At 35.0% G+C, this 12,289-nt stretch carries 13 protein-coding genes; 11 read left to right on the forward strand and 2 right to left on the reverse strand.

Annotated elements, in window-relative coordinates:
- Positions 1-202: 202 nt before the first annotated feature.
- The 3 genes from M2098_RS11135 (at position 203) to M2098_RS11145 (ending at position 3,496) form a co-directional block, all read left to right on the forward strand.
- Positions 203-916, forward strand: a complete 714-nt coding sequence (locus M2098_RS11135; RefSeq protein WP_280684489.1) for a GntR family transcriptional regulator — start codon at positions 203-205, stop codon at positions 914-916.
- 169 nt (positions 917-1,085) lie between these two features.
- A complete protein-coding gene (locus M2098_RS11140; RefSeq protein ID WP_280684491.1) occupies positions 1,086-2,465 on the forward strand; it encodes a PTS transporter subunit EIIC in 1,380 nt (459 codons plus the stop codon).
- Entirely contained in the window at positions 2,465-3,496 is a 1,032-nt protein-coding gene (locus M2098_RS11145) for an ADP-ribosylglycohydrolase family protein (protein ID WP_280684493.1), read from the forward strand. Before M2098_RS11140 ends, M2098_RS11145 begins: the two co-directional genes overlap by 1 nt.
- A gap of 30 nt (positions 3,497-3,526) precedes the next feature.
- Here the strand turns inward: M2098_RS11145 and M2098_RS11150 are convergent, their stop codons facing one another.
- Both M2098_RS11150 and M2098_RS11155 read right to left on the reverse strand, forming a co-directional pair.
- Positions 3,527-4,309, reverse strand: coding sequence for a DeoR/GlpR family DNA-binding transcription regulator (locus tag M2098_RS11150; protein ID WP_134169524.1), 783 nt, complete (start codon positions 4,307-4,309; stop codon positions 3,527-3,529).
- A gap of 20 nt (positions 4,310-4,329) precedes the next feature.
- Positions 4,330-5,118: a hypothetical protein gene (locus tag M2098_RS11155; protein ID WP_280684495.1), complete on the reverse strand. Its 789-nt coding sequence runs from the start codon at positions 5,116-5,118 to the stop codon at positions 4,330-4,332.
- A gap of 214 nt (positions 5,119-5,332) precedes the next feature.
- Here M2098_RS11155 and ulaG point away from each other — a divergent pair, with 214 nt between their 5' ends.
- Genes ulaG through M2098_RS11195 form a run of 8 tightly spaced genes read left to right on the forward strand, consistent with a single transcriptional unit; the run spans position 5,333 to position 12,108 of the window.
- Entirely contained in the window at positions 5,333-6,391 is a 1,059-nt protein-coding gene (gene ulaG / locus M2098_RS11160) for an L-ascorbate 6-phosphate lactonase (protein ID WP_280684498.1), read from the forward strand.
- Between the two features lie 2 nt (positions 6,392-6,393).
- Positions 6,394-6,870 (forward strand): PTS sugar transporter subunit IIA, encoded by a 477-nt coding sequence (locus M2098_RS11165; protein ID WP_243833742.1) that lies wholly within the window; start codon positions 6,394-6,396, stop codon positions 6,868-6,870.
- A gap of 6 nt (positions 6,871-6,876) precedes the next feature.
- On the forward strand, positions 6,877-8,334 hold the full coding sequence (locus M2098_RS11170) for a PTS ascorbate transporter subunit IIC (protein WP_280684500.1): 1,458 nt from the start codon (positions 6,877-6,879) through the stop codon (positions 8,332-8,334).
- Positions 8,335-8,363: 29 nt separating this feature from the next.
- Entirely contained in the window at positions 8,364-8,666 is a 303-nt protein-coding gene (locus M2098_RS11175; RefSeq protein ID WP_134167940.1) for a PTS sugar transporter subunit IIB, read from the forward strand.
- Between the two features lie 52 nt (positions 8,667-8,718).
- A complete protein-coding gene (locus M2098_RS11180) occupies positions 8,719-9,750 on the forward strand; it encodes a hypothetical protein (RefSeq protein ID WP_280684502.1) in 1,032 nt (343 codons plus the stop codon).
- A gap of 1 nt (position 9,751) precedes the next feature.
- Entirely contained in the window at positions 9,752-10,450 is a 699-nt protein-coding gene (locus tag M2098_RS11185) for an L-ribulose-5-phosphate 4-epimerase (protein WP_280684504.1), read from the forward strand.
- Entirely contained in the window at positions 10,437-11,309 is an 873-nt protein-coding gene (locus M2098_RS11190) for an L-ribulose-5-phosphate 3-epimerase (protein WP_280684506.1), read from the forward strand. Before M2098_RS11185 ends, M2098_RS11190 begins: the two co-directional genes overlap by 14 nt.
- Positions 11,287-12,108, forward strand: coding sequence for an HAD family hydrolase (locus M2098_RS11195; protein WP_280684508.1), 822 nt, complete (start codon positions 11,287-11,289; stop codon positions 12,106-12,108). The genes M2098_RS11190 and M2098_RS11195 overlap by 23 nt, the downstream gene beginning before the upstream one ends.
- The last annotated feature ends 181 nt before the right edge of the window (positions 12,109-12,289 follow it).

Consider the following 12,289-nt stretch of genomic DNA (forward strand, 5'->3'; position numbering starts at 1 on the left):
AAATGCGAGTGTAATCAGCTTGAGCGAAGCGACCCAAATACCCCGTCGGAAAGCCATGGGATGGCTTTCTGGGCTCTGCCCCGGGGTAGTTTATTTAGTCTCGAAAAGAGCAAACTTTACATAAAATAGTTATTTGTACAATTAACTGTATCGCTTGCTACTGCTTTTATTAACAATGAGATGCTAAGGGAGTATAGCTGGTATGGAAATTTCGAAATTGAAATATATCTTGATCTATGAAGATTTGAAGAAGAGAATTAGAAAAGGTGAATTCGTAATTGGTGATTTAATTCCAAGTGAACCGGAATTAGGAGAACACTATAACGCAAGTAGAATTACTGTACGTCGTGCAGTTCAAATGTTAGTGGAAGATGGATTCTTACAAAAGAACCATGGTGTTGGAACCATTGTTATGAGTAACAAAGAGTCGCTACAATTACGAAGTTTGAAAAGTTTCTCGGAAGAACAAAAAAACTCGTATTACTCATCAAAGGTCATTCGTTATGCAATTGATGCAGATGCAACGACATACATTCAATCGATGTTGAAAGTACCTAAAGAAAGCAAAATCAGTTTCCAAGAGAAACTGTATTATAAAGATGATGAAGTTATCGGTTTACAAAGGGTAAACTTTCCAAACTATATTAACTTCACAGATCAAGAATTAGAAAACGAATATCTGTCGTTATATAAGTTATGTGAAGAAAAAGGATATAAAGTTAAAAATGCAGAGGAAACTATTGAATCGGTCGTGTCCGATAGTACCTTATCGGAGTATTTTGGAATTCCAGTAGGTTCACCATTGTTGCACATCAAGCGTGTAACAATTGATTCGATGAATCGTATTGTGGAATTTGCAGAGATCTATTATCGCGGAGATAAGTACCAATATAAGGTATCACTAGAGTCTGAATAGCTATATGTAGGAGTGCTGTTGCTACAAACAATAGACTCCTTTTTTTATTGCTTAAATACGATTTTTTATTTTATCGTTTACATTTCAAAAAATACATACTATAATCAAGTTAGACATTAAGACGTTATAACGTCTTATCTGCTAAGTAATGTTTAAGAGGAGGTATAAGATGAAAACAACAACAAAGTTGGCAGAAGATTTACTCACTTTCATGGGAGGTGAAGAGAACATTGTTTCAATTACACATTGTGCTACAAGATTGCGTCCAAAATTTAAGGACATTAAAAAAGTACGTGTAGATGAAATAAAGAATTTAGATGGTGTAACTGGTGTAGTAGAGAAAGAATCGGGATTTCAAATTATTATAGGGACACATGTAGTACATGTATATGATGAAATCATCAAATCTTTCAAAGAAGAAGCAGGAAGTACTACATCACAAGATCGTGATGAAAAAAAGAATTATTTAAATGAGTTTGTGCAATTGGTTGTGAGTATATTCTCGCCGCTACTGCCATTACTTGCTGGATCTGGACTAATTCGGGGATTTACCATTCTAGCAAATGAAGTAGGAATATTATCAACAACAAGTACAACAAACTTGATTCTGACATTAACTGCGACATCCGTATTTTACTTTTTACCGCTATTAGTTGCAGTAACAAGTGCAAAGCGCTTTAAAACAAGTCCATATATTGCAGTTGCGATACTAGGTGCCTTAATTATGCCGGACTTTATTAATTTAGTTGTCGATAATGGCGGAAACATGATTGATCTATATGGGATTTCAATGCCAGTATTTAACTATACAAGTCAAGTCATTCCAGCAATCGTAATGGTGTGGATTCAATCAAAAATGGAAGCATTTATGGTTGAGAAGATCCCAACAAGTTTACATATGATTGTCAATCCAACAATTTTGATGTTAGTGCTTGTCCCACTAACGATTGGCGTGATTGGACCGATTGGAAATTATGTAAGTATTGGAGTAGCACAAAGTGTAGAATTTATCGCTTCAGTTAATCCTATCTTAACGGGTGCATTTATTGGGGGAATTTGGAATGTGTTGATTATGTTTGGAATTCACTGGGCACCAAATACGATGGTAGTAATTCCAGAAATTGCTAGAACAGGATCATCGGCATTAATTGCATATGCGGCGAATTCTAATTTTGGAATGAGTGGAGCAGCATTTGCGATTTTCTTAAAATCCAAAAATAAGAAATTACGTAACTTCTCATTAACCGCAATTACTTCAGTTATGTTATCAGGGATTGTAGAACCAGCAATTTATGGAATTGGTGTGAAATATAAAACACCATTAATTGCAGGGTGCTTAGGTGCTGCACTTGGTGGTGCATTTATGGGAATGTTTGGAGTGGTCGGTAATGCATTTGTCTTTGGTGGACTTACAACAATTCCAGCTTTTGCTGGTGCAACGCTTTGGGCATATGTTGTTGGACTACTAATTTCATTTGTTGCCGGTATGGTATTAACATTTATTATAGGAGTCAAAGATCCTGAAGCTGAAATAAACGGAGGACGTTAATGAATTTAAACAAAAAAATTGAATCGACACTAGGGTTAGCTGCAATTGCAGATGCGATGGGAGCAGCAACTGAAAACTTAACTCGCGCACAAATTATGGATATGTATGATGGTCCAGTTACAGACTTTAAAAAACCAGGAGTAACTGCATTTGCCTTAGGTAATGAAGCGGGTGAAGTAACAGACGACTTTTCCCAAATCTATTTTCTATCAAAATCAATTTTAAAAAATGGTGGAAAGATCGATAAACAAGCAGTGAGTCAAGCAATTTTAGATTGGTCAGAAGTTCCAAGATACTTTAATCGTTTTGCTGGACCAACCACAAGAACGGCAATTGCGATGTATAAAGATCCAAATACAGAAATGAAACCATTGCCTGGAGCAGTAACTGTGGACTATGCATCAAAAGCTACCAATGGAGGGGCAATGAAAATTGCACCAGCAGGTTTATTACATCCAGGAGATATCGAAGGTGCGATTCGTGATGCAATATGTATTACAAGTGTTACCCATGATAACTCATTAGCAATTGCTGGAGCATGTGCAGTTGCAGCAGCAACAAGTGCGGGATTGTTGGAGTCTAGTAGTATGGATCAAGTTATTGCAGCAGGAATCTATGGAGCCGTGCGAAGTTATGAAATTGCATGTGTAGAATCAAGAGATGTAGCAGGATCAAGTTTAATCAAACGGATTCATTTAGCAATTGAGATAGCAAATGAACCAAGTACGAAAGAACAAAGACTACAAAAACTTGCAGATATTATTGGAAATGGATTGCATGTATGTGAAGCTGTGCCTTGTGCATTTGGGATTATGGAACTAAATAAAGATAGTGCAATGCAAGCAGTGTATGATGCTGTGAATATCGGATATGATACAGATACGATAGCAACGATTGTTGCGACGATGGTGGGACCATTTGTTGATACAGAGGATGCACACTACCAAGAACTATTTAAGAAAGTTCAAGAAATGAATAACATGGATATTGTACAACTTGCTAAAGACTTAACTGAAGTTGTAAATGGATAAGAAAAGAGATGCCGTAGTTGGCATCTCTTTTTAGATATTAAATAGTGGTTCTAAAGTAATCGTTTCTACACCCATTTCACGAATGCTGTATAACTCTGTCTCGTTTGCAGATGTATCAGTAATTAAATAATCAAAATCCGTAATCGCACCAGAGACAAAACTGTATATATTTCCAATCTTAGTATGATCAGCTAATAGGAAGGTTTGTCCAATACAGTTTTTTATCATGATTTCATTAATAGTGACTTCTTGTTGGATTGCAGTTGTCATTCCGTTTTTTGAAGTTAAACCACTGCATCCAAGAAAACATTTTGTGGCACTAATCTTTTGTAAGTTGTTTAAAGCAAAGTCACCAACAAGCGCTTCTTTTGGTGTGCGTAATTCACCACCGGTTAAGAAGATGGATACTTTAGGATCAAAGTTTGACATAATCACTTTACCATTGTTTGTAATAACAGTTACATGTTTATCCTTTATATATTTCAATAATAAGAGTGCAGTAGAACTTGTGTTGATGAAGATGGTATCACCTTCTTCAACAAAGTTTGCTGCATATTTTGCGATTGCATGTTTATATGGTTCATTACTAGCTAAATGATCATCAATGCTAACAAAGTGTTGAATTAATTTTGCTCCACCATAAAATCGTTCAATCGCTCCTTTTTCTTCCCAGTACTGCAAGTCACGACGAATGGTTAACTGTGATACTTGAAGTGATTCTGCCAAATCTTCAACTGTGACACTGCCATCCGTTTGGATTTTTTGCATGATTCGATTTCTACGTGAATCGACAATCGATTTACTCATTTTCATAATAGATACCTCACCCTTTATTACACGATAGACTTTAATTGTTTAACTGTAGTTGAAGTTCCTGCTATTTGATTGATATCTTCTAGTAAAACTTGCAACTTTTTTTGATTTCCAATTTCTTTAGCAACTGGTAGATATTCCAAAAAGTATAGTGCTGCTTCACGGTTGTTCATCTGTGATAACTGTACTTGTTCAAAAGAACTATTACTTTTCTTCATATCATTCATAAGTCGATAATATACACCATCAATGAAATCCCAAGAGTACATTGGTTTTACAACTTGCTTCTTTTTGGTTTTCATTTGTTGTAGTTGTTTTAATTTTTTATAGTGTTGTTTAGCTTGTGTTTTATTTGCTAAACGATAGTTTGAATAAAATGCGGTAAACTCATATACAAGTTTTGCATCAAAACTTGTATGATAACTTTCTTTATGTGTTTCTAGATAATCTAAGTTCGCTTGAAAATTACCCGTATCAATATTATAAAGGGTATCGTACGTTAAGTCTAAATCTTTATATTGTTTAAATATATCAAATCGTACGAGTTTTTGTTTATAGGCATTTGCTTTTTCTGGATGTAAGTCATAAGCAAGAGAGAGGATCATCTTTCGATGGAGTGTTTTTACAAATTCTCCCAAGCAAGCAATAACCAGAAATACAATGGCAATAACTGCAAATATGATCTTTGCAGTCACATCTTTAGTATTCACAATAATGTTGATACTATAGATTGCAAAGATGATAAAGATAATATATGTCAGAATGGTTTTTGTTTTATCAGAAAAACTCTGTAGTTTGAAAAATTTCATATGTGTACCTCTCGATTTATAAATAAATTATATGTTCGCTTTGAATGTTTGTCAAATCATATTTTGAACTATTTACAAGTATATGGTCGCTAAAGCGGTTACATTTTGATAAAACAATCATATAATAATCAAAACAATCATTAAATAAGATTGTCAATCGTTCATAATTGATTTAGTATGGAGTTGTAAAAAGACGAAGTCACAAGGAGGTAACATGAGTAAAATCAACGATATGACTAGAGAATCATGGATTCTTGGAGCCTTTCCTGAGTGGGGAACATGGCTAAATGAAGAAATCGATAGTGAAGTTGTTCAACCAGGAACATTCGCTATGTGGTGGATTGGTTGTGTTGGTGTTTGGTTCAAAACAGAAAACAATACAAACATTGCCATCGACTTATGGTTTGGAAATGGTAAACGCACAAAGAAAGTTAAAGAAATGGCTGAATTCCACCAAATGCGTAATATGACAGGTGGACGTATGACGCAACCAAACTTACGTGCAGCACCAATTACATATGATCCATTTGGTGTAACTGATGTAGATGCAGTTTTATCTACACACTATCACAATGATCATATTGATCCATTTTTTGCAGCAGCAGTTATGCAGAATGTAAAACACGATGTTCCATTTATTGGTCCACTTGAAAGTGTAAAAAAATGGTTAAGTTATGGAGTTCCTGAAGAACGTTGCCAAGTCGTAAAACCTGGAGATGTTGTAAAAATTAAAGATGTTGAAATTGTTGTGCTAGATAGTTTTGATCGAACATGTTTAGTTACAGCTGATGAAGACATTCGTGGAGTACTTCCTGATGACATGGATGATAAAGCAGTAAACTTTTTAATCAAAACACCTGCTGGTAATGTTTACCACAGTGGAGATTCACATTACTCAGTGCGTTATGCAAAACACGGAAAAGATCATGACATTGATATTGCCTTTGGTTCATATGGAGAAAACCCTCCAGGTAACCAAGATAAAATGACATCTGTGGATATCTTGCGTATGGCAGAAGCACTTAAATGTGAAGTAGTCATTCCATTACACTATGATGTTTGGACAAACTTTAAAGCAGATCCAAATGAAATTCGTATGTTATATGACTATAAAAAAGATGCATTAGATTACAAATTCCACCCATACATTTGGGATGTTGGTGGAAAATATGTTTGGCCTACAGACAAAGATAAAAAAGTATATCACTATCGTAGAGGATTTGAGGATGCGTTTGAAGATGAACCAAACGTACCATTCCCAAGTATTTTATAATTATGAAAATGCTAGATTACTTATATGAAAATGATTTAGTCCGATTCGAAAAAGGTGTAGGCGATTGGCGAGAAGCCATCCGTATTGGATGTCAAAATATGATTGATAAGAAATTTATCACAGAAACATATGTTGATGAAATCATTGAGTGTGTAGATACACATGGTGCGTACATTGTACTCCTTCCAGGAGTTGCAATGCCGCACTCAACAGATAAAAGTACAGGGGTTCTAGGAACTGGAATTGGTTTTACGAAATTTGATTCAGATATTGAATTTGAAAAAGATAACCCTGAAAAAAGCGCGACGTTATTCTTTACGCTAGCTGCAAAGGATGCAAATGAACATAGTAATAACATTTCAAGACTTTCATCAATGTTGATGGAAGAAGGTGTAGTTGAAGACTTGTTAGCTATGGAAACGATGGATGACTTTCTTGCAGTTAGAGAGAAATATAAGAACATAATTGAGGAGGATTAATAGTTTATGGATTTCTTAATGGGGATTTGGGAGTATTTTGCTAGCAACATTCTGACGCAGCCGGCATACTTCATTGGATTTATTGTATTAATTGGGTACATGTTATTGAAAAAACCGTTATATCAAAGTATCGCTGGATTTCTTAAAGCAACAGTTGGTTACTTTATTTTATCGGTTGGATCTGGAGGATTGGTTAATAACTTTAGACCAATCTTAGTTGGATTAAAAGAAAGGTTTAATTTAAGTGCAACAGTAATTGACCCTTATTTTGGTCAAAACGCAATCACAGATGGGGTTCAAGAAACATTTGGACGTACATTTGGAGATGTTATGATGTTGCTTCTAATTGCCTTTATCTTTAACTTAATTTTGGTTCGTTTAAAGAAATGGACAAAACTACGTGCTGTATTTACAACAGGAAATGTACAAGTACAACAAGCTGCAACAGCATTCTGGTTGATTCTATTCTGTTTTCCTGAGTTAGGACGTATTGAAGTATTGATCGTAATGGGTGTATTGCTTGGATTATACTGGGCAGTTGGTTCAAACTTAACTGTAGATATTACACAAGAAGTTACAGATGGTGCTGGATTTGCGGTAGCTCACCAACAAATGTTTGGGATTGCATTAGCATCTTGGGCAGCAAGTAAAATGAAGTTTAAATCAAGTAAACAAATCGAAGATATTAAATTACCTGGATTCTTATCAATTTTCAATGAAAATATGGTATCGACTGCAATTCTAATGTTATTCTTCTTTGGAATTATCTTAATGGTTTTAGGACAACCATACTTAATTGAAGCTGGATTTATGAAGGAAGGACAATCATTCTTCTTCTATATTCTTACTACTGCATTACACTTTGCTGTATACTTGGCGATCTTACAACTTGGAGTACGTACATTCGTTGATGAACTTACAGAATCATTCCACGGTATTTCAAACACATTACTTCCAGGGGCAGTTCCAGGAATCGATGTATCTGCATCATTGGCATTTGGTAGTTCAAATGCTGTAACGCTAGGGTTCTTATTTGGGGCATTAGGACAATTCTTAACAATTGGAGCATTGATTTTATTCAAATCACCAACAATTATTGTTGCTGGATTTATCCCAATGTTCTTCGATAATGCAGCAATCGCTGTATACGCTAACAAAAAAGGTGGAATTAAGGCAGCATGTCTATTACCATTCGTATCAGGAATTATTCAAGTTCTAGGTTCAGCATTAATTGCTACATGGGTAGGACTTGCACAATACGGAGGATACCTAGGAATGTTTGACTGGGCAACTGTATGGCCAATGTTCACAGTAATTATGAAGTTCTTAGGATATGTAGGTATCGCAGCTGTTGCTATTATCCTACTAGCAATTCCACAAATTCAATATCGTAAACGTAAAGATACATACTTCTTAATCACTGACGATTACGATGCATACTTAGAAAAAGTAGGTCAACAATAAAACATACATAAAGGAGAAAGGACACAATTATGAGAGTTTTAATTTCATGTGCAAATGGATCAGGCACAAGTTTGATGCTTCAAAAAAGTGCAAACAAAGGATTAACAGATATGGGATTTGAAATTACAAAAATTCACCACTGTTCAATCGCAGAAGGGAAATCATCAGCATCACAATACGATGTAGTATTTACACCGATGAATTTTTTAAACATGTTTGATGATGCAAAAAAGAAAGGGATTACGGTTATCGGAATTCGTAACGTAATGTCTGCAAAAGAAGTTCAAGAAAAAGTTGCTGAAACTGACTTAGAACAACGTTTCAAGAAGTAAAACATGAAAGGCTGTCACGTTGGTGATAGCCTTTCTTCAAATAGGAGGGTGTATGAAAATAACAAAAAAACATTTGGATGAGATGTATCGATGCTACTGTGCAAGCTCAACAGAAATTGATAATGATTTACATATCTTTTTAGCAAGTGAGGAACAAGGATATCCTTGTTATGACTATAGTGGAGAAAATTTCGAGACGAAAAAAGTAGTATGGCAAGAAGGTGGAGGGACAATGTCAATCATACCTTTACCAAATAAAAGCAATGAGTTTTTAGCAGTCATGGATTTTTATTTAAAAGTTTCACCAAGTAAAGCCAAAATTGTTTGGGGTGTTTATGAAAACGGAGAATGGACAGTAAAAGATCTATTTTATTTACCATACTTACACCGCTTTGATATTTATCGAGTGGATGGTGTGAACTACTTTATTGGAGCAACAATTGCTGAAACAAAGGAAAACAAAGAAGACTGGAGTAAACCAGGGAAAATTTATACAGCCATTCTTCCAGATGATTTAACCCAACCCATTGAACTAACCGAACTAGTTGGTGGATTGTTTAGAAATCATGGATATACAAGACACTATGAAAATGATATGCCTGTCGGTTACTTTGGAAGTGATCAAGGAATTTTAAAAGTTACACCTCCTAATAAACAAGGAGAAGCTTGGAAAACTGAGAAAATCATGGATGGCACAATTAGTGAAATCGCAATTATTGATATCGATAATGATGGTGAAGATGAAATTATGACCATTGAACCATTCCATGGGAATGCAATCAAAATCTATAAAAAAACAGCTGGAAACTATAAAGAAGTATATAGCTATCAAAATGAAATTGATTTTGCACATACGCTTGTTGGTTGTACACTTCGAGGTGTAAATACTTTCTTAGCAGGGGTACGTCGTAAAGATGCAGAAATCTTCTATGTGCAATATAAAGATGGGGCATTTGTGACTGAAGTTCTTGAAAAAGGATGCGGACCCGCAAACTTAGCAGTCGTGAATGAAGAAAATCGAGATATTATTATTGCGGCAAACCATACATGTAATGAAGCTGCAGTCTATATCGTGGAGGATTAGTATGTTTGAACAAATGAAACAAAGAGTTTTAGAAGCAAACTTATTGCTTCCAAAATATGGTTTGATTACCTTTACTTGGGGAAATGTATCCGAAATTGACCGTGAACGTAAAGTCATTGCGATTAAACCAAGTGGTGTAGAGTATGATGCGATGCGTGCTGAAGATATCGTCATTTGTGATTTAGATGGAAATGTAATTGAAGGAACCTTAAATCCTTCAAGTGATTTGATGACACATGTTCAGTTTTATAAAAACTTTCCAAATATTGGAGGAGTTGTACATACACATTCACGTTGGGCGACTTCTTGGGCACAAGCGGGTAAAGATATTCCAGCATTAGGTACAACACAAGCGGATTACTTCTATGGAGATATTCCATGTACAAGAAAAATGACAAATGAAGAAATTCAAGGTGCATATGAAGAAGAAACAGGAAAAGTAATCGTGGAATGTTTCAACAAAAGAAATATAAAAGCAGATGAGATGCCTGGAGTACTCGTTCATAGTCATGGTCCATTTACATGGGGAAAGGATGGGTTTGATGCTGTCCATAATGCAGTTGTAATGGAAGAGTGTGCGATGATGGCATTCACGGCAAACCAACTTTGTAATCATGAAATAGAACCAATGCAGCCAGAACTTCTTGATAAGCATTACTTACGTAAACATGGAGCAGGTGCATACTATGGCCAAAAATAGAAGATATCAACTTGGATTATATGAGAAAGCTATACCAAATGATCAAAGCATTATTGAAAAGCTTAAACTTGCAAAGGAAAGTGGTTTTGATTATTTCGAATTGAGTATTGATGAGTCAGATGAAAAATTATGTCGTATTGATATGCCACAAAGTGAAAGAGAAGCACTACTTGATGCAATGATTCACTTAGATATTCGTATTAACTCAATTTGTTTAAGTGGTCATCGTAAATACCCACTTGGTCATAAAGATAAAGAAATGCAAGCAAAGTCATTAGAGATTATGTTAAAAGCAATTAAGCTTGCTAGTGATTTAGGTGTCCGTGTTATTCAACTTGCAGGGTATGATGTATATTACGAACAAGGCGATGCAAAAACCAAAGAAATCTTCATACAGAATTTAAAAGAAGCTGCACAGATGGCAAGTTATTATGGCGTTTTACTTGGTTTTGAAACGATGGAAACTTCTTTTATGGACACCGTTGAAAAAAGTATGGAATATGTCCGTTTAGTTGATAATCCATATTTAGGTGTTTATCCAGATATTGGTAACTTGAAAAATGCGAGTTTGCTTTATCATGGAGATGTAAATACAGATTTACTAACTGGAAAAGGTCATATAGTAGCAGCACATTTAAAGGAAACCATTCCTGGACATTATCGAGAAATTCCATTTGGAACAGGTCATACAGAATTCAAACACAATATTGAATTACTAAAAAATATGGGTGTCCGCTTATTTGTAGGCGAATTTTGGTACACGGGCAGTCCTACATGGAAAGAAGATTTAAAAGAAGCAAATACATTCCTTCGAGAAAAGTTAGATCACGTTTTTTATGGACAAGGCGATCGAATGTAATGTGAAGGATATAGCCCTTGTTGTATGTGATATGGATGGAACATTGTTAAATGATAAGCAAGAATTGGATGTAAATATACATTCTATGATTGAGCGATTAAATCAAAAGCAGATACTTTTTACGCTTGCGACTGGTCGCAATATTCATATTGTTCATCCATATCTTGAACAATTGAAACTTTCGCTACCTATCATCTGCAATAATGGGGCAAATGTATATGATAGTGAAGGAAAATGTATCAAGCAATATTCAATAGATCCAAAAGATGTACAATATGCATTGAAACAGTGTGAATTATTCCATGCAGCTTGTATTGTATACACAACAGATGCAATCTATTATGATGAAAATCCAAAGTTAGATGCATTTGCTAGACGTTTAAAAGGAAAAGTTCATGCATATCCATTAGCACAGTTTCCATTGCATTCTACAGATGTGATGAAGATGGTTGTGATTCATAGTTATGAAGAGGGAATGGATGACTTAATGAAAACCATCAACCATGGTTGTAAGTATGCACAACTTGTACGCTCAGAAGGAGATGTACATACGTTTTCTAGCAAAGATGCAACCAAGGGGAAGGCACTGTCCTATATATGTGATAAGTTATCAATACCAATAGAACGGACACTTGTTTTCGGTGACAATTACAATGATATTAGTATGTTTAAACAAGCAGGATATAGTGTGGCTATGCTAAATGCGGATGCACTAGTAAAGAAATATGCAACTTTCATTAGTGATGAAGATAACAATCATCAAGGGGTTTCGAAATTTATCCTAGATAGAATAAAGTAAAAAAAGTTAGATTTCTCAAGACGAGAAACGAGCCTGTAAATAATTTTGTGTAAAGTTTGATATCCCATGGTAGAACCATGAAGTAGCTACATTGAGTAAAGTGTAGTTACTTTTTTTATTATGTTATCATAGTCGATTATGTTGTCAAAGAGCTTTTATATTCGTCCCTCGAAAATAATTT

The organism is Breznakia sp. PFB1-19 (assembly GCF_029893935.1).
Lineage (GTDB): Bacteria > Bacillota_I > Bacilli_A > Erysipelotrichales > Erysipelotrichaceae > Breznakia > Breznakia blatticola.

Bases quoted from the DNA above. Each gene is read 5' to 3' on its own strand.
- M2098_RS11140 (WP_280684491.1), top strand. From the start codon at position 1,086: ATGAAAACAACAACAAAGTTGGCAGAAGATTTACTCACTTTCATGGGA.
- ulaG (WP_280684498.1), top strand. From the start codon at position 5,333: ATGAGTAAAATCAACGATATGACTAGAGAATCATGGATTCTTGGAGCC.
- M2098_RS11170 (WP_280684500.1), top strand. From the start codon at position 6,877: ATGGATTTCTTAATGGGGATTTGGGAGTATTTTGCTAGCAACATTCTG.
- M2098_RS11150 (WP_134169524.1), bottom strand. From the start codon at position 4,309: ATGAAAATGAGTAAATCGATTGTCGATTCACGTAGAAATCGAATCATG.
- M2098_RS11135 (WP_280684489.1), top strand. From the start codon at position 203: ATGGAAATTTCGAAATTGAAATATATCTTGATCTATGAAGATTTGAAG.
- M2098_RS11195 (WP_280684508.1), top strand. From the start codon at position 11,287: ATGGACAAGGCGATCGAATGTAATGTGAAGGATATAGCCCTTGTTGTA.
- M2098_RS11175 (WP_134167940.1), top strand. From the start codon at position 8,364: ATGAGAGTTTTAATTTCATGTGCAAATGGATCAGGCACAAGTTTGATG.
- M2098_RS11155 (WP_280684495.1), bottom strand. From the start codon at position 5,118: ATGAAATTTTTCAAACTACAGAGTTTTTCTGATAAAACAAAAACCATT.
- M2098_RS11165 (WP_243833742.1), top strand. From the start codon at position 6,394: ATGAAAATGCTAGATTACTTATATGAAAATGATTTAGTCCGATTCGAA.
- M2098_RS11190 (WP_280684506.1), top strand. From the start codon at position 10,437: ATGGCCAAAAATAGAAGATATCAACTTGGATTATATGAGAAAGCTATA.
- M2098_RS11145 (WP_280684493.1), top strand. From the start codon at position 2,465: ATGAATTTAAACAAAAAAATTGAATCGACACTAGGGTTAGCTGCAATT.
- M2098_RS11180 (WP_280684502.1), top strand. From the start codon at position 8,719: ATGAAAATAACAAAAAAACATTTGGATGAGATGTATCGATGCTACTGT.
- M2098_RS11185 (WP_280684504.1), top strand. From the start codon at position 9,752: ATGTTTGAACAAATGAAACAAAGAGTTTTAGAAGCAAACTTATTGCTT.